The organism is Calditrichota bacterium (genome assembly GCA_013112635.1).
Lineage (GTDB): Bacteria > Calditrichota > Calditrichia > Calditrichales > J004 > JABFGF01.
On record JABFGF010000011.1, the window covers coordinates 20434 to 43606 of the forward strand.

The following is a 23173-nucleotide window of genomic DNA, read 5'->3' on the forward strand; positions in this document are numbered from 1 at the left end:
AAACCAGAAATATTTTTGTAGCATGGATTATAACTGTTTTTAATGCATATATTCCGTTTCCGGCAGCCACTTATTAAGCATTTCTTTTAAAGCATTTTTTTTGACAGGCTTTGAAATATAATCATCCATTCCTGCTTCAAGACATTTTTCCCTGTCACCGGCCAACGCATTAGCTGTCATTGCCAATATAGGTATTTGGTTTCCATCTTTTGTATCCCGGATATGTTTTGTTGCTTCAAATCCATCCATTACAGGCATTTGAACATCCATTAAAACAAGATCATACGAACCATTTTTAACAGCGTCTACAGCTAACTGGCCATTATCCACACAATCTGCTTTAAACCCAAGATTTTTTAGCATAACACTCGCAACTTTGCGGTTTACTTTATTGTCTTCTGCTACCAAAATATTATATGGACTTTGGGCCAATTCATTCTGTTCAATCTGGCCCTCTTTAATATCATCCATATTGCTGATTTCAGTTTTCTGTAAATCAGTTTCACCAGAGATATTTTTAGCCTCAATTTGCTTTTTTAAGATGACTGTAAACCAAAATGTAGATCCTTCTCCTTCAGTGCTTTCTACGCCAATTTCGCCACCTAACTTTTGCACCAGTTTTTTTGAAATAGCCAACCCGAGCCCCGTGCCACCATATTTTCGAGTTGTAGACGTATCTGCCTGTGTGAATATTTCAAATAGGCCATTTTGTTTGTCATTTGGAATACCGATACCTGTATCTTTTACTTCAAAACGTATTGATTGTGATTTTTCAAAATCCTCAATTTTTTCTACACATATATTTATCTCGCCTTCTTTAGTAAACTTCAACGCATTGCCCACCAAATTAACCAACACTTGTCGGAGTCGCCCAACATCACCAATAACATTTTGATTTACCGATTTTATAGAATATGAAAAACTCAGTCCCTTCTTTTTCACTTCATAATCAACCAAACCTTTAACCTGCTTGATTAAAGCTTCAATATTAAAATTAATGTCTTCTAAAATAATTTTTCCTGCTTCAATTTTAGAAAAATCTAAAATATTATTTATAATCGTTAATAATGTATCGCCGGAATTCACAATAATATCTAAATACTCACGTTGGTCATCCATTAAGCCTGAATCCTGTAAAAGTTCTGCTGTTCCAATGATCCCATTCATGGGAGTTCGGATTTCATGACTCATATTTGCAAGAAAATCACTTTTGGCTTTATTCGCGGCTTCAGCTTTGCGCCGTGATTCAATTATTTCAGCTTCCCGTTTTTTCTGAAGAATCAAAAAATCTCCCAGCATATGAACTGAAGAACTAAGTCTTCTTATCTCCTCTGATGACCTAAGTTTAATATTAGTTTTTAATTCTCCTTTGGACAGCCGGATAAGGCTTCGATTAATCTTGCCAATTGGATTTATTATTATGCGGTGGACAACTAATAAAAATAATAGAAAAAGTGTTGATAAAACGATGGCGATCATAAATCTGGTTTTAATAATATGATTATCAATAACGGCTAATGCTGGATTTAAGTCAAAAGTGATCAAGAGTGAACCAAAGTTTTCTCCTTCATATTCAAGACTCTCCACTAATTGATAGACATTTTCGTTTGCAATCGATGATTCTTTCTTCAATTCGGCAAGGATATTGCCTTCTTCGTTTTCTATTGAAATACTTATAATGTTGGTGTCATTTAGAACTATCCCTTCAGCAATGGTTTGTAAAACCGGGCGGTCTTCTATAATAACGGCATCGATCATTGTTGATGAAAGGACATTAATTGTATTCCTGTTTGATGTCATCATCTTGTCAATAAGAAAGCCTCGTTCAAACTGACGAACGAATCCCGGAACTACAATAATAAAAATGCAAAGGAGCAAAACGAGAATTGTAACTAATTGGCGCCAAATCGGCCATTTCGAGAAGTTGAATTTCAAGTGGTTTAATTCAAACATTGTTTTGCGAATTATTTATTTTTACAAATGATTCTTTGATTAGCTTTTAGACTGTGCACGCTATTTAAAAAATTCCGCGTTTCTTTTTATTGATTCCCTGATTTTCTGAAAATCACTATCGCTGCCTTTTACAAAACCATCTTTTTTTAAAGCTTTTAATGCTTTTGCATCTTTTAATTCCAATAATACATTTTGTATTGCTAGATAAATTTTTTCATCCATATTGCCAGATGCTATCCATGGTTTGGTTACATTTTCAAACCGGGCGATCTCTCGTAGAGATAATCCTTTTTTCACCAGCTTTTTAAATGTACTTTCTTTTAAAGAGCCTGCATCAAAATTTCCGGCAGCCACTTCGGTCCCAACTAAATCATGGCGTCCAAGATACTTGTATTCCAGTAAATCAGAACTCATAACATTGTTATCAATCATGTGTTGTTGGGCCAGGTATCGGCCGATTGTTGAATTTTTATTTCCAAAAGCGAACTTTTTACCCTTTAAATCTTTAACCGATTTAATTGGACTGTTTTCCTGAGTACAGAAAATTCCATAGAAAGTATTTTTACCCTTTATACTTTCAAGTGTGATAATTCTTAATTTATCGTTTTGATCTTTTGCTTTTACATAACTGGCGGGACCAAAGCGGGAAAAATCAACTTTACCGGTAATAAGATCATCAATCCCCTGAGTATAGCTTTTAGCAACATGTATTTTTATTTTTATTGGTTTTCCCAAATATTCACTTAAACCATTTTCCAGCACTTTCATCACAGGCCTAAATTGTTTTATCATTTCTGTCGGCTTATCTGATGCATATATGCCAAATGTTAAATTGGTCTGGCTAAACCCGTTTAAAATGGCCAAAAATACAATCCAAAGAATAGTAAGTTTCATTCTTTTATCTCATAATTATGTTATTTAAATCTTATAACTTATATGTCGGGATAAAATAATTAAACTTAATTTCAACGGAGGGAATGAAAACAATGCGAGCTTTGATTTTTCAATGGATCAGGAATATCATTTCCTTATTTGAAAAAGATTGTATTTGTTTTGATGGGTATAATTCTGGAGAAGGAGTTGTGTACTTGCAGGTCGAATGATAACGAAAATTGGATTTCCCATAAATAAAGCTGGGAAATCCAAAGAAAATTAATTTTTAATATAAGAGGCTTTACTTGCGGGAATACTTCATATCCAAAGTTGAATCCCATTCTGCAACTTTATCTTTTGTCTGGGCAAACAAGGCATCCGTATCACCTTCAATTGTGATAGAATTTATCTCATCGTCCTGGGCAATTGAATCTACCACTTTTTGATCTGCGTCTGAGACTACAGAACCAAAAACAGAATGCTTGCCGTCCAGCCAAGGTGTTGCGCCATGTGTAATAAAAAACTGGCTGCCGTTTGTGCCAGGCCCTGCATTGGCCATGGAAAGAATACCCGGTTTGTCGTGCACCAGCGACGAATCAAACTCATCATCAAACATATAGCCTGGGCCTCCTCGGCCTGTTCCATCCGGACAACCACCCTGGATCATAAAATCCGGAATAACGCGGTGAAAAATTAAACCATCGTAGTAACCACGTTGGGCCAGGTTGGCAAAGTTTGCCACTGTATGTGGAACTTTATCGGCAAAAAGGGTCACATTTATTTTCCCTTTGCTGGTATCAAAAACTGCTTTTATAGCTGACATTGTCTTCCCCTTTTCAAATTTTAATCAAAGGTTTAATATAATAGCCAAACCCAAACTTTGCACATTTATTGTTCAACATTCGATGTTATGGTTAAAAAATGCATAAATGGTCGATTTATTGACATATACAAAAAATCAAATTGAGGTGTTTTATGTTTAATCTGCGTACAAAGGTTATTGTAACAGCGCTATTATTTTGCTTAACCCCGCTCATTATATCACATACCGGCAGTTATTGGGAAAATGAAGAATTGCTGCATTCCCAAGTAAAGCAGAAACTCCATTCCACTGCCTTGTTAAAACAAAAAGCATTAAGTAGCCATTTAGATATGTTAAAACATATGGCCAAGAGCATGGCTTCAACGCAGTCTTTAATCGATTTTGTTAGTCTGGATGATACTAAAAAAGAGCTTTCTTCTAATATTCTACTGCAATTTCAAGAACAACATTGGGGAGTAATGCATCATATTTTTTTATGTGATGCTAATGGAAATGTAATTTTAAGCCCTGACCATAATAATTCTGGAAAATCACACTTGGGTGAAAACATTTCTTCATCACCATTTTTTAGACCTGCACTGCAAAGTACGCAAGTAACCGATTTTTATGGATTCGAGGAAACTGATCATTATCACCAATTGATGCTTGAACCCGTTAAAAATCAAGATGGAAACATTGCCGGTGTTATAGTTTTTGAAATAGACATTGCTCATATCACCAATTTAATTAACGATGGATTTGAAAATGGTGACAATGGAAAAATTTTTCTGACAACTCTCTCCAAAATTCCGGTTGTAAAAACAAAAAAAGAAAACAAAACTGCTGTTTCAAACCCCGTAATTGAATCCGTATTAAAAAAGAATGAATCGTTTGGCATTTATGTAAATAACGATGAAAAAGAAGTACTTGCCTATTATTATAAAGATAACCAATACCCTTGGATATTAGCTCTGGAGATTGAGAAAGATCAGGCATTTGCTGCCCTTGATGGGAGTTTTAGTAAATTTTTAATTAACCTTTTTATTACGATGATAGTAGTTACATTATTAGCATTGGCCATAAGCACAAAACTTTCAAAGCCTATCGAAAAACTTTCCGTTGCTGCTGAAAATATAGCAGAAGGCGATTTATCATATAATATAGATTATTCATCTAAAGATGAAGTTGGCCAATTAGCAGACTCTTTTAGGTATTTAATGGAAACCCAAAAACATAAAGCAAATCAGATCGAAGAAATTGCTAGTGGTAACTTAAATGTGGACATAAAATTAGCTTCCGATAATGATAGTCTTGGCAAATCCATGCAAATAATGCATAAAAGCCTCGTCGAAAGCAAAGCAACGATTACATCTGCCCTGGAAGAAGCACAAAACAAAGCAGATATTTTAAATGAAGTTCCAAACCCAACTTTTGTTGTTGACAAAGAAATGACCATAAAATATATCAATCCTGCTGGAGCAAAAGCTGCCGGGGTAAAAATTGAGCAAGCACTTGGCAAAAAATGTTTTCACCTTTTTAAGAATCCGCAGTGCAATACAGACCAGTGTGCTACGGCATGTGCAATGCGTACAAATAAGCAAACAGAAAATGAAACGGTTGTTGATGCCACAGGAACCCCTATTCGCTATGTTGGGGCACCTTTAACCGATAATGACGGCAATGTTATTGGGGGCATTGAACAAATTTTTGATATTACAGAAATAAAAGAAGTTATAAACAATGTAAACAAAACTACTGAAGTATTGGCAAATGGAAATCTTTCTGCAAGAGTAAATTCAGAAAATGCCCACGGTGATTATCTCCATTTAATAAATGGTGTAAACAAAGTGATCGACGATTTGATTAAACCAACAGAAGAGGCTATTCAAAGTCTTTCCAGGATGGCGAGCGGTGACATGACACAATATATGGTTGGAGATTATAAAGGGGATTATAAAAAACTTCAAAATGCACTTAACTCAAGTTTGGACTCTGTAAATAAAATGTTATACGGGGTCACTACTGCTTCTACCCAGGTTCAGGACGGATCCAAGCAGGTTTCAGACTCAAGCCAGCAACTTTCGCAAGGGGCAACAGAACAAGCCAGTGCTTTAGAGCAAGTTACTGCTTCCCTGACGGAGTTTAGTTCACGGACGGATAAAAATGCTGAAAATGCAGATGCTGCCAACAAGCTCAGCGATGAAGCCCGCCTTGATGCACAAAAAAGTAATGCTCAAATGACATCCATGTTAGGTGCAATGAGTGATATTAATGAGTCTTCTGGTAAAATATCAAAAATTGTTAAAACAATTGAAGACATCGCTTTCCAAACAAACTTATTGGCATTGAATGCTGCCGTAGAGGCCGCACGTGCCGGTGTCCATGGAAAAGGATTTGCTGTCGTTGCAGAAGAAGTCCGTAATTTGGCCCAACGTAGTGCAAAAGCTGTCCAAGAGACTACTGCAATAATTGAAGAGTCTATTGAAAAGGCAAAAAATGGAACCCAGATAGCCAACGAAACTGCCAAATCCCTAAAAGAAATTGACACTAAAGTTACCAGCGTCAGTGAGCTGATTGATGAAATCGCAGTCTCTTCCAATGAACAATCAGCCGGTGTAAAACAAACTGCAGAAGGATTGAGCCAAATAGATAAGGTAACCCAAATCAATACAGCCAGCTCAGAAGAAACTGCAGCTGCCTCTGAAGAATTATCGAGTCAGGCAACAGAACTAAAATCCATGCTTTCTCAGTTTAAAATAAAAACTGAAACATACATTGAGGACTTTGTAGAAAAGGAAGAGGAGCCAAAAGTAAAACCAAAACGAAGAAAAAAAACCACCACATCAGAAAAAAAAGAAATTCAGATAACTTTGGACGATAACGATTTTGGTAGTTTTTAGAATTCAGTTTATTGTGAATGGAACCAAACAAAAGCCTTCTCTTAATTGAGCGGGCTTTTTTATTTTACGCTAGCTGCCTTGCTGATACTTGATGTAATTAACTGCGCCGCAATCAAAGAAACTACGCTCATTAGTGCACCTGCCAAAAATGGAATCCTGTAATCAACAATCCAAGCCAAACCACCAAGTGCCGGGATAACAACAGCGGCAATATGATTTATTGTAAATCCAACCGCCATACTAGGGGCGATGTCACACGGATCACCAACTTTTTGGAAATATGTGCGAATTGCAATTGAGAAGTTAAAGAAAATATGATCCAGAATATACAGAACTGCAACTATAAGTTTGCTTTCAACAAATGCATAAGCTGTAAAAATAAAAATCAAACTAAAATATTCCAGAGATAAAACCTTCTGCTCTCCAAAACGAATAATTGCTTTGCCAATTGCGGGGCTTAAGAAATAATTGATCGCATTATTCAAAACAAAAAGAATAGTAATTTCCTGAATACTAAATTCAAATTTTTGCACCAGTAAAAAAACTGCAAAAGCAACAAAAATCTGACGCCGGGCACCAGACATAAATGTTAAGAAATAAAAAAGACTGTACTTTTTACAGAAAATCATTTTTTTGCGCTGAGGAACTAAATTATCCCTTGTCGGGTTTTGCAGCATACCCCAAAATCCGGCAGATACAATTAAAACCCCAACCAGCAAAAACATTATTTTGTAGCTAAGAAAAAAGCTGATCAGAAAAATGACCAGTCCCATTCCAATGCTTGATGCCGCAGCAAAACTACGTAATTTCCCAAAAACCCAGGGTGATGTATTTTGATCAAAATATTGCAGGGTAAGTGACTGGTTTGTGGTTTCATAATAATGAAAACCAAAACTCATAATAAGTGTTGTAAATATCAGGCCATAATAAGATGGGAAATAACCGGTCAGCGCCACACCTAAACCCAAAGTGGCAATTGAAATAGCTGATAAACGGTGTTCTTTTATAATCAATATGAGGAAGATTGCCAATAATGCCAGGAACCCGGGAATCTCCCGCACAGATTGAATGATCCCAATATGGTTGCCATCAAGATTAACAATCTCTACGGCAAAATTATTAAAAAGTGTACGCCAAGCCTGGAACCCTGCAGTCGATGCAATTGTCATTAAGGCCAGGAAGCGGAACATTGGATCTTTTGTGGCAATTTTCATTTTGTCTCAGATTCTGCAAGAATTTTTGCCACGCCTTTTACAATTGTACCATCTTCAAGATATTTATATAAATCCTTGCCAGGGCAAACTGTCATTTTTGAATAGTCCTTATGCCCAGCAATATTTTCAATGGGAACATTGTATTTTTCTGCCAACCAGGCCGTTAATCCAATAATACTTTTTAACTGCGCTTCAGATATTTTCTGTATTTCATAATTCCCGGCAACGTTTATCAACGCATGTCCTGTTGGATCGTATTCTGTATTTGTATCTCCGGGATATTGAATGGGTCGGCATTCATAAATCTTGCCGGTTAAGTCAATTGTATAGTGATATGGAATATCCATCCATTTCTTTTCCTCCATACTAAAGCGCTGTAAATTTCGCATATATTGTTGTGGATCTTTGTCTGCTTTTAACTCAACGCCACCATGATGAATCGTAATATGGGATATTGAATGCTCAGGCATATCAGCAAAATGCTCTTTGCCACCCCACTGCTCTTTTGTAGTTATCTCCGGCCTGGGAGTTTTTAAATCCTTTGTCCCTGCGCAGGACAATATTAATATCGCCATTAACAACATTGCTAAATGTTTCATTATTTCACCTCTTATTTTGCGCACAGACCGTTTCACTAATCTGTGCTTGATCGCTGGATATTTCAGAGATAACAAAGTGGTCTCTGGAATACTAATTAACCAATTTCACTTCCTGCCATTTACGAACAGAATTTATCAAGAAAATTTTATCTGCTTCATCCAATTCTTTTTTGTGAATTACTTTTTCTTGTAGCTTACCCTGATCAATTAAAAATTGCCGAAAAGTACCGTTTAATAAGCCACAACTTTGTGCTGGTGTAAAAAAATCTCCATCTTTTTCAATCACAAGGTTGGCAATGGTCGATTCTGTAAGCTCGCTATTTTCATTCCAAAGAATTACATCATCCAATTTTGCAGCTTTGGCCTGTTCAATGGCCTTTTGATAAATAACACGATGTGTTGTTTTGTGATACAAATATAGATCTTCTTTAAAAATAGGATCGCTGGCAAGACCCACCAAAACTTGGCCATCGGTATAACTGACTGGCAAAGCTTCTAGTTGTGTGAAACCATCTTTTCTTAGAAGAATCCTGACTTTGTAATCTGAGTTTTCATCAAATGATAACTGGTTAAGTCGCTCAATAATTTGCTGTCTTTCAAATTGATACAAAAAATATTCAGCACTTTCTGACAACCGGTTTAGATGATAATCCAAAAGAAAAAATCCATCTTCTTTGTTCCAAAGTATAGTTTCAAGCAAATCAAAATCTATAACTTTTTGTGACAATACCTTTGCTTTTATTCGGCATTCTTCATATTCATTTTCGTCTTTAGAATCCCAAACGATTCCACCACCGACTCCATATTCTGCCTTTTCGTTTTTATTATCTATTAAAACTGTTCGGATGGCCACATTAAACTGTGCTTTTCTAATAGGGCCAAAATATCCGATTGAGCCGGTATAAATATTGCGTGGTGTCCGTTCCAAATCATTGATTATTTTCATGGTACTGGCTTTTGGCGCCCCGGTAATGGACGCGCATGGGAAAAGGGCTTTGACAATTTCACTAAAAGATGCATTTGTTTTTCCCTGTATATCTGATGTCATCTGCCAAACGGTTGGATAGCGTTCCGTGTTAAAAAGCTTTACTGTTTTCACCGAACCCGGCTGGCAAACTTTGCTCATATCGTTGCGGATCATATCCACAATCATCAGGTTTTCCGCCTTCTCCTTTTCAGATTCTTTCAAATACATTTTTTGTTTTATGTCATCACTGAAAGATAGTCCGCGGTTTGCCGTACCTTTCATTGGACGACAAAACAGCTTATCATTTTTCAATTGGAAAAATAGTTCCGGCGAGACAGAGCAAATTGAATAATTTTCAAACTCAATATAAGCAGAATAGCTGGCCTGCTGGTTCTGAGAAAGATCACAGAAAAAGGAACAGGGATCGCCTGTAAAATTTGCATTTAGGCGCATTGTATAATTTACCTGGTAGGTGTCTCCCGCTGCTATTGCTGATTTAATCTTCGATATGTTTTGATCATAATAAGCCCTGTTTTGAGATGGCTGCCAAGTCCCAATCTTATAACTCAGTTTTTTTTGAGGAAGCTTTTTTACTTTCCTAACCGAATCAAAAACACCAAAAATTAACTTAGGGAATGAAGAATTTGTTTTACAAATAAGCGCGCTATCCAACGCTGATGAAGCCTCATAACTTAAAAAACCAGCTACATAATAGCCTGCTTCTATGCGTCTATCCAACTCTTTTAAAACAGGATTAATTTCATCTTTGCTGAACGCACTGTACAGTTTTACAGGCTTTTCAAAAATCAGCCAGGAAGAAGGTTCCCGGATTACCAGGAAAAATGGTTTGTTCATTTATTTGGTTTTATAAATGCCAAGCGGGTTCTTTTTCTATCTGGGGCATAGGTATCATTTGCAATTAAAAATCCCAGGTCATCTAACCTGGCAAGGCCTTCCCAATTACAATTAACAGGATCGAGGATAATTGTTTTATTTGTTGCAATAGAAATGCGGTTATTATGCAATTGTAATTGAACCAATCTTTTCACTTCGTTTTCTACTGAGCCAATAGTTTTAGGAATAAAACTATCCTCTACAGGCTTTAGCGAATGAATATCACCTTTGTAAAAATTATTAATTACCCAAAATTTATTGTCATCATCAACTCTGGTCGCATCGGTCAACCTGTATTCGATATGATCAAAATTAATTTCTTTAACATTGCTTAAATTCCTATCCAATTTATAACAGATTGCCTGTTTATTTAGGTTTGCACCATTAGCTTCATAAAAAGCATAAATTGAATTATTTATAATTACAATTGTTTCGCAGGCCATTTCATGAATATTGTTTTCGGGTAATGGAATTTTAATCAGACAGCTTTCTTTCAGTTTCAAAGTATCACTGGTAACCATTTGCCCTTTTACCAGCCAGGCTTGCATTTTGTCACCAACATCAGTTTCTATTGCCATAAAAACCGTATCGTTTTTAAAAGCTATCGCCTCATATTCATTATCATGATCAAGACTCGCACTTACTAAATTATCATCCAGATAAATCTCCGATATTTTAACTTTATAACTGCTGTCTTTTAAATGCTGTAAAATGTCTTTTTTGGATACAGAATAAAGCTTTGAATTAAAGTCAGATGGAATTTGGGTCAATAAAACAAGTTGCTCTCCATACCAGTCCAATCCGGATATCTGTAGTTTTGGATTGCTCATATCAGCACCCAGGTCAATATCAATTACTCTATTTTCCTTATAGCTATTTTTATCGAAAACTTCACACGCAACAAGAAAAGAAAGTAAAATTAATAATGGTATTTTCATGAAGAAACCTCATTGTATAATAAGCGGTGCTGTTTTAAAAACTTTTGTACTTTGTACCAAAAATCATTCCAATCTGGCGGAGTATTATTGTGATCCGATTCGTATGTTACAAAAAATGCATCCGGTCTGGCGGCTTTTAGTTTTTCGCTGTGCTCAATTGGAATTGTTCGATCTCTGCTTCCGTGAACAAGCATTAACGGAATTTTATTATTCTCTAAAAACCCAAGATTGTCATAAGGGTCGCGTGCTAAAAATCCGGGTAAAAAATATTGGCTGGCAAAAGAACGAACAGACGTAAACGTTGATGATAATATCAAAGCAGCGGGCTTCCTTTCTTTTGCCAATGAGCAAACGACTCCACCACCAAGGGATCGGCCAAGAAAAATAATTTTGTCCCTATCAACTCTTTTATCTTTCGAAAATATATCATAGGCCTTGACAAATACGGCTGTTATAGATTGCTGAGTTGGATAACCGGTAGAACGGTTATATCCGGGATATTCTATCAGTAAAACATTTACATCCATTTGGTTTGGTCTATCCAAAAAATCTACCCAATGATCAATCAAAGATGCATTTCCATGAGCAATGATTATTAAAGGAGCCTTTGAAGTGTCACTTTTTGATACAGGAAAAAACCAGGCGTCGACTTCATTTTCATCAAAAGAAATTCTACTTTTCTCAAATTTATGAAACTGCGGTTCTGTAACGTGTTGAATATAGTAAACAGGATAAATAAGTTTCCTTTGGAAAAAAAAGAAAAATACTGCATAAATACAGTAAAATAGAATAAAACCGCCGATTATTTTTATAAGCATAAACAGTGTTTTTCCGTTAATGACCAAGAATTGCTTTTTTTGATGATTTTGCATTTCATGTTATATTATCATCATTTATAAGAGATATTACCCCCAATAAAGGAATTATTTATGGCAAATTCACCACGGGATAAATCAAAGGAAAATGTTGAACTCCGGGATAAAATTAGCTCCCTTAATAGAGAAGTAAAAGAACTTAAAGCCGTCAACAAAAAGTTGCAAACTGTTGACAAAAGCGAAAGGCAAGCAAAAAAGAGTTATTACAACATTTTTCATGCAACAGATGATGCCATTTTAATACATAGTGTTGAGACCGGTTTAATAGTAGATGTTAATAAAGCCGTACAAAAAATGTATGGTTATACAAAGAACGAATTACTTTCTTCCCAACCCGGTTTAACAAGTGCTGGAGGCGAATATAATTCTAAAAAGGCTTTTAATTACCTTCAACTTGCCATGACGGGTAAAGCACAAAGTTTTGAATGGCATGCAAAACATAAAAGCGGAAAACTGTTTTGGGTTCATGTAAACTTAAAACTTGTTGAACTCAGTGGAAAAAAAAGGATTCTTGCAGTTGTAAAAAATATTGATTTACAGAAAAATGCTGAATCAGCATTAAAAAAAAGTGAAGAATTATATAAAATGCTTTTTGATTCGTTGCCATTTGGTGGAGAAGTGTTAGATGTAAAAGGAAACATTATTGATTGCAGCGAAAGTACGGCAAATATTTTGGGGTACAAAAAAGCAGAAATTGTAGGCAAACATTTGTCAGAAATAATTGATCCCACGGCTCTTGAGATGTTTAAGAAAAAATTTCCTGCTGTATTAAAGGGAAAACCTCAAACCGCGGAAATAAAAATGGTCCACAAAAATGGCTCCAGGATTGATGTTTTAAGAGCTGGTCACCCTATTTATGAAAAAAACTCAAAAACTGTAAACGGTGTTTTAGCCGTCAATGTTGACATCACAGAAAAGAAAAAGACAGAAAACGAATTAAAACAGAAACTAATTGAAACAGAAGAAATTTATAAAATTACCAATGCCGTAAACAGCGATATTCCAATCGAAGAGATTTACAATATTGCCTTTGAAAGCGTGAATAAGACCCTTGGAGTTAAAAAAGCTTCTATTTTAATTTTTGATGAACAAGGTATAATGCGATTTAAAGCCTGGCGTGGTATTTCTGCAAAATACCGAAATGCAGTTGAAGGACATTCTCCATGGACCCCAAAGAACAAAAATCCACGCCCTATTTTTCTATCGGACATAACACAAGATAAAACCCTTAAAAAATATCAGGATCTTTTTCAAGAAGAAAATATCCAGGGGCTGGCATTTATTCCTTTACCCTATAAAGGATTTGTAAAAGGCAAGTTTATGCTTTATTCAGACCAGCCACGCATTTATACACGGCAGGAAATGCAACTTGCCCAATCCATTGGCTACCAAATCATAATTGCCATTATGCGCCGGCAAGATGAAGACGCGCTAAAGCAAAGTGAGGAAAGATACCGAAATTTTTTTATGGATGATCTTAGTGGTGATTATTTAACAACTGTGGATGGTTCAGTGATTGATTGTAACCCTGCTTTTTTGAAAATATTTGGATTTAAAAATCTTAAGGATGCTAAAAAATATAACATGGGCAATCTTTATCCTGCCCCAAAAGACCGGACTATGTTATTAAGTAAATTACGTAAGCAAAAGTCAATTAAAAACAACCTCACTACAATGATTCGCATCAATGGTGATAAAATAGTTGTAACAGAAACTGTAAGTGGTGTTTTTAATAAGAAAGGTAAACTTACTAAACTGCGCGGTTATTTAATTGACAAAACCAAACAACACAACACAGAGACAGCACTTCGCAAAAGTGAGGAAAAATTTAAACGCATAGCCAATAACGCACCGGATATTATTTATAGGTTCAATACATATCCTGAACCGGGATTTGAGTATATTAGTCCTGCCATAACTTCAATAAGCGGTTATACCCCGCAAGATTATTATAATGATCCACTTTTAGGCACGAAAGTTATCCACCCCGATGACAGGCCCCGGTTAGAAGACTTAGCCAAAGGTGTTTTACCTAAAAGCCCACACGTTAACAGGTGGGTTCATAAAAATGGTAATATTATCTGGATTGAAGACCGCAGTACGCCAATATATGATGAGAAAAAAAGGTTAGTAGCAATAGAGGGGATTGCCAGGGATATTACCAGGCGCAAATTGGCTGAATTAGCTATTAGAAAAAGTGAGGAGCATTTCCGTTCCCTAATAGTAAATAGTAAAGATTGTATCGCACTCAATAATGAAAAAAGTACGTTTCAGTATATAACACCTTCCATAAAAAAAATACTGGGTTACAGCCCAAAGGAATTAATACACACATACAGCTACAATTTAATACATGAAAATGATAGGGATTTGGCATCGGGAAAATTTCAGTTTTTACTAAAAAACCCTGGAAAACAAGTAACCTTTGAGATAAGGTCTTATCATAAAAACGGCTCAGTAAAATGGTTAAATTGCACAATGAAAAACCTTTTAAATGATCCAAATGTAGCAGCCATAGTTATTAATTTTGGTGATATAACAGATCAGAAAAAAGCCGAAGAAGAACGTGAAGACCATATAAAATATTTAGAAAATATCGATAAAATACAGGTCGCTATAAGCCAAGGCAACAATATTGAATCAATGCTTGATATGGTTATAAAAGAAATGCTAAGCATTTTTAACTGCGACCGAGTATGGCTATTATTTCCTTGTAACCCCAATGCAGAGTATTGGCATGTTCCAATTGAAGTTACAACAGATGATTATCCGGGAGCAATGGCCCAGAAGAAAAGAATACCAATGGATAGTGACGTCGCCAAATTATTTAGAAGGGCGTTAAAGTCCACCAACCCATTAGTTTTTGATAGGGAATCTGGAAACGAAGTCCCTGAACTGGCCCAACGGGAGTTTTTGGTTCGTTCACAAATTATGCAAACAATTCGTCCCAAAAGTGGGGATGTCTGGCTTATTGGTATGCACCAGTGTTCTGATGAGAGGATATGGACAAAAAAAGACCAAAGACTTTTTATGGATATTGCAAACAGGGTAACCGATAGCCTCAGCAGTTTTCTTTTTCTTAGCGATTTACAAAAAAGTGAAGAGCTGTTTCGTTCTGTTACGGAACAATCTGGCGAAGGGATTGGCTTGGTAGACTTAAAGGGTAACTATCAACTCGTTAATCCAAAGCTAAGTGAGATGACCGGCTATTCAAAAGATGAACTGCGAAAAATGAATGTCAAAGATTTAATACCCGTAAATCAGGAATTAGTTCTGTTTCCTCAAGTGGTCAAGGGGCATACAGGTAGGCGGGTCAGTTCTTTTGTACGCAAAGATAAAAGCCAATTTTATGCGGAAGTCAGTGCTTTTCCGGTTTCACTTGGTGACCAAAAATTTGCATTGGGAATAATTCGTGATGTAACAGAGAGAATAAAATCAGAACAAGATTTAAAAATATCCGAAGAAAGCTATCGAGGCTTGTTTGATAATGCAAGCGATGCTATTTATATATTAAATGAAAAATCAGTTTTTATCGATGTAAATAAAGGCGCCGAGAAAATGTATGGTTACTCCAGGGAAAAATTAATTGGCAATACCCCTGCTTTTGTTTCCGCCCCAAATAAAAATGATCTACCAAAAGTTGCTAAATACATTGACGAGGCTTTTAAAGGGAATTCTCAAATATTTGAATTTTGGGGATTAAGAAAAAATAAGGAAGTTTTTCCAAAGGAAGTTCGGGTAGATTCTGCAATATATTTTGGCAAGAATGTTGTTATCGCTTTTGCCCAGGATATAACAAATCGTAAAAAAGCTGAGGAAAGCCTTAGGCTTAGTGAAGAACGCTTTAGGAAAATATTCGAAAGCGGCCCATTAGGAATTGCACTAGCGAATACTAAACGTAAACTCGTCAAAGTCAACCCAAAGTTTTGTGATATGCTTGGCTATACGAAAGAAGAACTCTATTCAAAAACCTTTGTGAATATTACTCATCCAGATGATATTGAGGATAGCAAATTATCTTTAAAAAAATTATTCCATGAAAAATTACCATCACTGAAGAGAGAAAAACGCTTAATCACAAAAAGTGGTGACACTCTTTTGATAACAATACTATTGTCTAATATTTATTCAAATGATGGTGATCTTTTATATACAATGGGGATTATAGAAGATATAACTGATCGTAAGAAGGCAGAAGAAAATTTGCAAGCCAGTGAAGAAAAATACAGAGGCATTTTTGAATCTGTTCCAACATCAATAACAATGATTGATGGAAAAGGTATTATTACAGATATAAATCCATATCATGTTTCTCAAATAGCTAAGAACCAAATAGAAAAGAATGCATTTATCGGTGAAAAAATTCTTGAACGGCCAACAATCGTTAAAGCCGGACTTGTTGAGAAATATAGAGAATTGTTAAAAGGAAAGTCAATAGACCTGGAAGAAGTATATTTTCCTGAAACCACAGGTGGAAATGAATTGTATGCCAATGTAAAAGGTGTACCATTAATGGAGAATAATAATCTAAAAGGCGCAGTTATTATTATGGAGGATATTACCGAGCGAAAAAAAGCTGAAGAAGAACGTAATAAGCTTGAAACTCAAATTCAGCATGCACAAAAGCTTGAAAGTCTTGGTGTTCTCTCCGGCGGTATTGCTCACGATTTTAACAACCTGCTAACAGGAATTTTGGGCAATGTAGGATTAGCAGAACTTGAACTATCCGCCACTTCTCCTGTTTTATCAAACTTAAAAAACATTGAAACATCTTCAATCAGGGCGGCTGATTTATGCCGTCAGCTTTTGGCCTATTCCGGTAAAGGAAAATTTGTCGTAAAAGCCCTTAACCTAAATGAAGTTGTGCAAGAAATGGGCACTTTGCTTGAAACATCCATATCAAAAAAAATAGTACTTAAATATAATTTTTCTAAAAACACACCTGTAGTTGAAGTGGATACTGCACAAATAAGACAAGTGATTATGAACCTGATTATAAACGCTTCGGATGCGATAGGTGAAGAAAGCGGGGTTATTTCCATAACTACAGGGGCTATTGAATGCGATGAATCTTACCTTCATAGCACGTATCTTAATGATAATTTGAAACAAGGAATTTACGCTTATCTTGAAGTATCTGATACAGGTATTGGCATGGATAAAGAAACCCAAACAAAAATATTTGATCCATTTTATACGACAAAATTTACAGGCCGCGGATTAGGTCTTGCAGCAGTATTAGGGATTATGCGCGGCCATAATGGTGCAATAAAAATTTATTCTGAACCAGGAAAAGGAACTTCATTTAAAGCCCTTTTTCCAAGTAGTGATAAAAATGCCGTTTCATTGAATACAGAACCTAAATCAACACAAAAAATTGAAGCCGATGGTACTGTTTTAATTGTTGATGATGAAGATACAATCCGCGCGCTGGGAAGACAGGCTTTAGAAAAATCCGGATTTTCAGTACTAACTGCTGAAGACGGCCGAGAGGGCTTGAAGGTATACAAAAAAAGTATGGATGAGATTAGTGTTGTTTTGCTTGATATGACCATGCCACATATGAATGGTGAAGAGACTTTCCGCGAGTTGCGACAGTTAAATCCTAAAATAAAAGTAATTTTATCAAGTGGTTATAATGAACAGGAAGCTACAAATAATTTTACTGGCAAAGGCCTGGCTGGGTTTCTTCAAAAGCCGTACAGGGCAAGTGAATTAATTGAAAAAGTAAGAGATCTTATTAAAGATTGATTTTAAAACTAGCAATTCAATTAACATCATCAATTAGCAATGGGCTTATTATTAATTCCGGGATAACAGGAATTAATAAAGAAATTTTATCTACACAGAATAAGTTTTATATTTCCGGCACATTTTTGATGATATCTCATATTAAAAATAATATAATTTTGTAGGAGAAGAATGTCCGGACTTGAACTAAGGCCACGTTTTAAAATTGAAACTGACTTATCCCCTGAAAATGTTATTCAAAAAATTTGTACAAGCATAGATGGTAAAGACGCTCCATGTGAAGGATCGGTTGTTACCAATCATGCAGTTTTACGCATGCCCGAAAATGAAATACATTTTTGGTCTCCCCAATTAAATCTTGATGTTTCAAAAAAAGACGACGGCTCCGAAATAAGAGGATTATTTGGGCCCAGTCCGGGAGTATGGACATTGTTCATGTTTTTATATATGGGCTTTGCCGTAATTGGCATTTTTGGCTTATTTTACGGATTATCGCAGATGACACTTGATAAAGAACCGGTTGCGTTATGGAGTGTACCCATAATTATTGCACTTGAATTATCCTTATATTTTATTGCTCAAACCGGTAAAAAGTTAGGACAGAAACAAATGCATGAACTTAATTCAATATTAAATCGGGTACTAAAAAATACTAACTCTCTTTCAACCAGGGAAGAAAAATGAAAATAAATAAAAATATTGCAACTATATTTTTACTCATTGTCCTTATTTTAGCAGGATGTACACCAGATTCACAAAACGATAATTATGTAAATGAAATTTTAAAATGGAAACATAAAAGAGATTCATCACTTACAAAACCAACAGGTTGGCTTTCAGTTGCAGGATTATATTGGTTGGAACAAGGTGAAAACACATTTGGATCGGACAGTACAAACCAATTCATTTTTCCGGCAAAAGCTCCAAAATTTATGGGTTCCTTTGTTATGGATGGTACCACAGTTTCAGTAAAAATTAACGACAATGTAGATGTTTTTGTAGATAGCTCGCGCATCAATAAGATGGTTTTGAAAAATGACAATGAAAAAGGGACACACCTCTTAAAACATGGTTCACTTAGCTGGTATGTTTTAAAAAGAAGCGAAAAAATTGGTATAAGATTAAGAGATAGTGAGCATCCTAATATTAAATCTTTTAAAGGGATTGACCATTTTCCAATCGTTAAAGAATGGCGTATTAAAGCCCGGCTGGAACCTTTTGACTCAATTAAAACAATCCGCATAGCCAATGTCCTTGGCCAAATATCGGATTTTGAATGGCCGGGAACACTTGTTTTTGAAATTGATGGACAAACACATAAACTTGATCCTATTATATCAGGAAAGAGGTACTGGCTTCTCTTTGCCGATGAAACCAGCGGTGAAGAAACATATGGTGCCGGACGATTTTTGTACACAGATAAAGTAGATTCAACCGGCTACACTTATATTGATTTTAACAAATCCTATAACCCGCCTTGTGTTTTTACACCATTTGCTACATGTCCCTTACCGCCATTGCAAAACAGGTTATCTGTCCGCATAACTGCCGGCGAAAAAAATTGGGGTATCCATTGATAGTTTTAGAAAGTAAAGATTGTAAGATTAAAAATTACTCCATTTAAAATTCTTATAGACACTATAGATTGTTACTAAACCGAAACGGAGAAAAAAATGTTTGACCCTAGATTTGAAAAATTGGCCGATGTGCTGGTAAACCACTCAACAAAAATTCAACCCGGTGAAAATGCTTTAATTGAAGCGATTGATATTCCGGAAGAAATGGTAATTGCCCTTATCCGCAAGGTTCGTGAAGCTGGAGGCAAACCCCTGGTTACAATCAAGCAAAATCGTATTCAGCGCGAACTGATCCGCGATACCGATGAAAAAACCATGCAACAAATTGCTGATGTAGAAGCATTTAGAATGGACAAAGTCCAGGTTTATTTCGGGTTAAGGGGCAGTTATAATATTGCTGAAATGTCTGACGTTACTTCGGAGAAAATGGGTTTATATGAAGAACATTGGTTAAAACCTGTTCATTTTAAAATACGTGTTCCAAAAACTAAGTGGTGTGTTTTACGCTGGCCAACCCCATCAATGGCCCAGCAGGCACGCAAAAGTACAGAAGAATTTGAAAAATTCTATTTTGATGTATGTACTTTAGATTATGATAAAATGGCCACTGCTTCAGAGAATTTGAAAGCCTGGATGCAAAAAACAGAACGTGTTCATATTAAAGGGCCGGGCACCGATTTGCAGTTTAGCATAAAAGACATTCCGGCTATTCCATGTTCCGGATCGCATAATATCCCCGATGGCGAAGTTTTCACAGCACCCGTACGGGATTCTATAAATGGTACAATCCGATATACCGCCGATACAATCTACCAGGGCACAGTTTTTAGTGATATAAACCTGACTTTCGAAAACGGTAAGGTTGTAAAAGCAACATCCAGTGATACCGAAAAGCTTAATGCGATTTTGGATACGGATGAAGGTGCGCGTTATGTTGGTGAGTTTGCAATAGGATTTAATCCATACATAACCGATCCGATGCTTGATATATTATTTGATGAAAAAATTGCCGGCTCATTTCACTTTACGCCAGGCCAGGCTTATGATGATGCTGATAATGGAAACCGTTCTAATATTCACTGGGACATGGTATGTATCCAAACACCTGAATATGGTGGAGGTGAAATTTGGTTTGATGATACGCTGATCCGTAAAGATGGGATTTTTGTAGTAAAAGAGCTTGAGGCGTTGAATCCGGAGAACTTAAAATAATTGGAATAAAGCTTTTCTTACCAACTAATTTCCAATTACTTCAATTATTTTATCCCTTAAGGATTGCAGGTGATACGGTTTTTGTAAATACCCTGCAATTCCATTTGAAGCAAATCGTTTTATTGCTTCCTGGGCATTAAATCCACTCGACAAAATCACTTTTACAGTAGGATTAATTTTCGTTAACCGTTTATATGTTTCTTCACCATTTAGTTTTGGCATCGTTAAGTCCAGGACAACCAATTTAATTTCATCTGAATATTTTTTATACTTTTTTAAAGCAACTTCGCCATCTTCAGCAAGAATAATTTTAAATCCGCTTAATTCTAATGATTCCTTCAATATTGAACGGACTGATTCTTCATCATCTACAACCATGATTGTACCCTCGCCTTTAAGCTGTTCGTTCCTTTTTTTCTTGGTATGTAGTGGTAAAGCTTTTTTTGAAGATGCAGGAAAAGCTATTTTTACCATTGTCCCAATATGAAAAGTGCTATCAATATCTAATGTGCCTTTGTGCCCTCTCACAATTCCTAAAACAGCTGCCAGACCTAATCCGCGTCCGGTGAACTTGGTGGTAAAAAATGGATCGAATAATTTGTTAAGCGTTTCTTCTTTCATTCCGCAACCGTTATCCAATACTTCCAGAACTATATAAAACCCACCCTCTAATTCTTGTTCTATATAACGCGATTTAAGTTCATCACCAGTAAATTTTTTGGAGTAAGATTTTATCTTTATAACGCCAGCTTCTTTTCCAATAGCATCTGCTGCATTTGTAATTAAGTTCATAATAACTTGACGGGTTTGACTAACATCTGCTTCTATTGCCGGTAGGTTGGGATCAAGATCAACTTGTAAACTTACTTTCTTAGGAATAGAAACATTTAACAGCAGCGCCATGTCCCTTACTATCTCGTTAATATCAATTGGTTGGATAACAAATTTACCTTTACCGGAATAAGCTAACATCTGATTACATAATTCAGCGGCACGTGATGCAATATTTTCAATTTTTAGAAGATTATTTTGGGCAGGTGAACTGGTTTCTGCATGTACCATTGCCAAACCGGTGTTTCCCATAATCCCAGTTAAGAGATTATTAAAATCATGCGCGATACCGCCGGCTAAAACACCCAAACTTTCCAATTTTTGAGTATGTAATATTTGCCGTTCCAGGTTTAGTCTTTCTTCTTCTGCTTTTTTTAGGTTATGAATATCCGATATAAAAACCAGGGTGGCCGTTCCTTCTTCCAATTGAATTACCGTTACATTTATCTGGAATGGAAATGTTGAGCCATCTTTTCTCAATCCAACAGATTCGTAACTTGATGGTCCTTTCTTGTTGTCTTCCCTGCTTTGATTAAGAGCTAATAATTTTTTCCTCTCTGATACCGCGAGGTGGTTCAAAATTGAAGAGCCAATTATTTCAGCTTTATTTTTGTAACCAAATAATTTTAAATAAGCATCATTTGCAAAAAGAATTTTACCCTTTCGAGACATTCCTATGGCAACCGGAGAGTTTTCGATGAGTGTCCTGAAACGCAGCTCGCTTTGCTTTAACTGCTTTTCAGATAATTTCCTTTCGGTAATATCCTGTGCAAAAGCAATAATAGCTCCCTGGCCAAAATAGATTCCCTGGTTTAAGCGGACTTCTTTAGGGAAGACTTCACCATTTTTTCTAATTCCCCAAAATTCAAAAATTTGAGGTTTACCTTTTGAAGCTTCTTTAATAAAATGACCTACTTTTTCCAAGTCATTCTTTCCAGGGGCAGAAAGAATTGCCGGGGATTTACCAATTAGATAATCTCGTTTATAACCATACATTTTTTCAACAGTTTTATTAACATCCAGAAAATTGCCATTGGAATCCTGGATATAAATAGCATCGCTGGCATTATTAAACAATCCGCGATAGCTTTCTTCTGATATGCGCAAAGCTTCTTCTGCTTTTTTCCGTTCAATGGCCCAGGAAATATGCTCTGTCACAAATGTCATTATTTCAAGATCATGCTTAGTATAAGATTCGGCTTTGTTATAACTTTGAACTACAAGAACGCCGGAGAACTGCTCATTAATTTTAAATGGAACCCCCATCCAAATTAAAGCATGCTGGCCAACTAAATCGATTTTTCCCTGTTCAATCATTTTTTTATCTGTATTACTGTCTATTAATAAAGGGGTTCTTTTTTTTCGAACATACTCAGTTAGGCTGTTGCGCATTTCTTCTTGAGTAAAATCGCCACTTAAATCAAATTCATCCATATAATATGGAAACGAATATTCTCCGTTTTCGATGTTATACAAGGCAACATAAAAGTTTCTGCATTCTATTAAGGTGCCCACCTGTTCGTGAATAACACTTAAAAGATCATATAAAGAGCCAACCTCACCGGTCGCTTTAGAAATGTTAAACAGAATTTTTTGAATTTTTTGGGCTTGACTAATTTCTTTGGCCGTTGTTTGGCGTGGACGATTATTGCCATTTTTATGCTTTAACTCATTTCGGAGAGTTTCAATCTCTTCGATCAAGTTTTGTTTGGTTGCTTTTGAATAATTCATGCCGTTTACACGAAAGGATTTAAACGAATGTGTAGATAATTGTGTTAGATTTTCAA

At 35.9% G+C, this 23173-nt stretch carries 14 protein-coding genes; 5 read left to right on the forward strand and 9 right to left on the reverse strand.

Translation table 11 applies throughout. The annotated features are described in order from the left end of the window. Positions 1-39: 39 nt before the first annotated feature. From HND50_19760 to HND50_19770, 3 genes are all read right to left on the reverse strand, one after another. A complete protein-coding gene (locus HND50_19760; protein ID NOG47485.1) occupies positions 40-1953 on the reverse strand; it encodes a response regulator in 1914 nt (637 codons plus the stop codon). A 60-nt stretch (positions 1954-2013) separates the two neighbouring features. Further along, a complete protein-coding gene (locus HND50_19765; protein ID NOG47486.1) occupies positions 2014-2847 on the reverse strand; it encodes a PhnD/SsuA/transferrin family substrate-binding protein in 834 nt (277 codons plus the stop codon). Positions 2848-3127: 280 nt separating this feature from the next. Next, positions 3128-3649 (reverse strand): peptidylprolyl isomerase, encoded by a 522-nt coding sequence (locus tag HND50_19770; protein NOG47487.1) that lies wholly within the window; start codon positions 3647-3649, stop codon positions 3128-3130. A gap of 152 nt (positions 3650-3801) precedes the next feature. On the opposite strand from HND50_19770, the gene HND50_19775 reads away from it, so the two are divergent. After that, positions 3802-6528, forward strand: a complete 2727-nt coding sequence (locus tag HND50_19775; protein ID NOG47488.1) for a HAMP domain-containing protein — start codon at positions 3802-3804, stop codon at positions 6526-6528. A 59-nt stretch (positions 6529-6587) separates the two neighbouring features. Here the strand turns inward: HND50_19775 and HND50_19780 are convergent, their stop codons facing one another. From HND50_19780 to HND50_19800, 5 genes are all read right to left on the reverse strand, one after another. Next, entirely contained in the window at positions 6588-7742 is a 1155-nt protein-coding gene (locus HND50_19780; protein NOG47489.1) for an MFS transporter, read from the reverse strand. Further along, a complete protein-coding gene (locus HND50_19785; protein ID NOG47490.1) occupies positions 7739-8341 on the reverse strand; it encodes an N-acetylmuramoyl-L-alanine amidase in 603 nt (200 codons plus the stop codon). The genes HND50_19780 and HND50_19785 overlap by 4 nt, the downstream gene beginning before the upstream one ends. A gap of 91 nt (positions 8342-8432) precedes the next feature. Then, positions 8433-10163 (reverse strand): aminodeoxychorismate synthase component I, encoded by a 1731-nt coding sequence (gene pabB, locus HND50_19790; GenBank protein NOG47491.1) that lies wholly within the window; start codon positions 10161-10163, stop codon positions 8433-8435. After that, positions 10160-11140 (reverse strand): hypothetical protein, encoded by a 981-nt coding sequence (locus tag HND50_19795; GenBank protein ID NOG47492.1) that lies wholly within the window; start codon positions 11138-11140, stop codon positions 10160-10162. Before HND50_19795 ends, pabB begins: the two co-directional genes overlap by 4 nt. Next, positions 11137-11958, reverse strand: coding sequence for an alpha/beta hydrolase (locus HND50_19800; protein NOG47493.1), 822 nt, complete (start codon positions 11956-11958; stop codon positions 11137-11139). Before HND50_19800 ends, HND50_19795 begins: the two co-directional genes overlap by 4 nt. A 111-nt stretch (positions 11959-12069) precedes the next feature. Here HND50_19800 and HND50_19805 point away from each other — a divergent pair, with 111 nt between their 5' ends. The 4 genes from HND50_19805 to HND50_19820 all read left to right on the forward strand — a co-directional run bounded on the left by HND50_19805 (position 12070) and on the right by HND50_19820 (position 20555). Further along, entirely contained in the window at positions 12070-17766 is a 5697-nt protein-coding gene (locus tag HND50_19805) for a PAS domain S-box protein (GenBank protein NOG47494.1), read from the forward strand. Positions 17767-17937: 171 nt separating this feature from the next. Continuing rightward, the gene (locus HND50_19810; GenBank protein NOG47495.1) at positions 17938-18450 is read left to right on the forward strand and encodes a hypothetical protein; all 513 of its coding nucleotides are present in this window, start codon (positions 17938-17940) and stop codon (positions 18448-18450) included. Beyond that, the gene (locus HND50_19815; GenBank protein ID NOG47496.1) at positions 18447-19343 is read left to right on the forward strand and encodes a DUF1684 domain-containing protein; all 897 of its coding nucleotides are present in this window, start codon (positions 18447-18449) and stop codon (positions 19341-19343) included. Before HND50_19810 ends, HND50_19815 begins: the two co-directional genes overlap by 4 nt. Before the next feature lie 96 nt (positions 19344-19439). Beyond that, positions 19440-20555 carry an aminopeptidase gene (locus HND50_19820; GenBank protein ID NOG47497.1) on the forward strand — a complete coding sequence of 372 codons (1116 nt, stop codon included), beginning with the start codon at positions 19440-19442 and terminating at the stop codon, positions 20553-20555. 24 nt (positions 20556-20579) lie between these two features. On the opposite strand, the gene HND50_19825 is transcribed toward HND50_19820, so the two are convergent. Next, entirely contained in the window at positions 20580-23117 is a 2538-nt protein-coding gene (locus HND50_19825; protein NOG47498.1) for a PAS domain S-box protein, read from the reverse strand. Between the last annotated feature and the right edge of the window lie 56 nt (positions 23118-23173).

What these genes read in the sequence shown, in the direction of transcription:
- HND50_19805 (NOG47494.1), top strand. Translation starts at nt 12,070, where the DNA reads ATGGCAAATTCACCACGGGATAAATCAAAGGAAAATGTTGAACTCCGG.
- HND50_19820 (NOG47497.1), top strand. Translation starts at nt 19,440, where the DNA reads ATGTTTGACCCTAGATTTGAAAAATTGGCCGATGTGCTGGTAAACCAC.
- HND50_19825 (NOG47498.1), bottom strand. Translation starts at nt 23,117, where the DNA reads ATGAATTATTCAAAAGCAACCAAACAAAACTTGATCGAAGAGATTGAA.
- HND50_19765 (NOG47486.1), bottom strand. Translation starts at nt 2,847, where the DNA reads ATGAAACTTACTATTCTTTGGATTGTATTTTTGGCCATTTTAAACGGG.
- pabB (NOG47491.1), bottom strand. Translation starts at nt 10,163, where the DNA reads ATGAACAAACCATTTTTCCTGGTAATCCGGGAACCTTCTTCCTGGCTG.
- HND50_19815 (NOG47496.1), top strand. Translation starts at nt 18,447, where the DNA reads ATGAAAATAAATAAAAATATTGCAACTATATTTTTACTCATTGTCCTT.
- HND50_19810 (NOG47495.1), top strand. Translation starts at nt 17,938, where the DNA reads ATGTCCGGACTTGAACTAAGGCCACGTTTTAAAATTGAAACTGACTTA.
- HND50_19770 (NOG47487.1), bottom strand. Translation starts at nt 3,649, where the DNA reads ATGTCAGCTATAAAAGCAGTTTTTGATACCAGCAAAGGGAAAATAAAT.
- HND50_19775 (NOG47488.1), top strand. Translation starts at nt 3,802, where the DNA reads ATGTTTAATCTGCGTACAAAGGTTATTGTAACAGCGCTATTATTTTGC.
- HND50_19785 (NOG47490.1), bottom strand. Translation starts at nt 8,341, where the DNA reads ATGAAACATTTAGCAATGTTGTTAATGGCGATATTAATATTGTCCTGC.
- HND50_19800 (NOG47493.1), bottom strand. Translation starts at nt 11,958, where the DNA reads ATGCTTATAAAAATAATCGGCGGTTTTATTCTATTTTACTGTATTTAT.
- HND50_19795 (NOG47492.1), bottom strand. Translation starts at nt 11,140, where the DNA reads ATGAAAATACCATTATTAATTTTACTTTCTTTTCTTGTTGCGTGTGAA.
- HND50_19760 (NOG47485.1), bottom strand. Translation starts at nt 1,953, where the DNA reads ATGTTTGAATTAAACCACTTGAAATTCAACTTCTCGAAATGGCCGATT.
- HND50_19780 (NOG47489.1), bottom strand. Translation starts at nt 7,742, where the DNA reads ATGAAAATTGCCACAAAAGATCCAATGTTCCGCTTCCTGGCCTTAATG.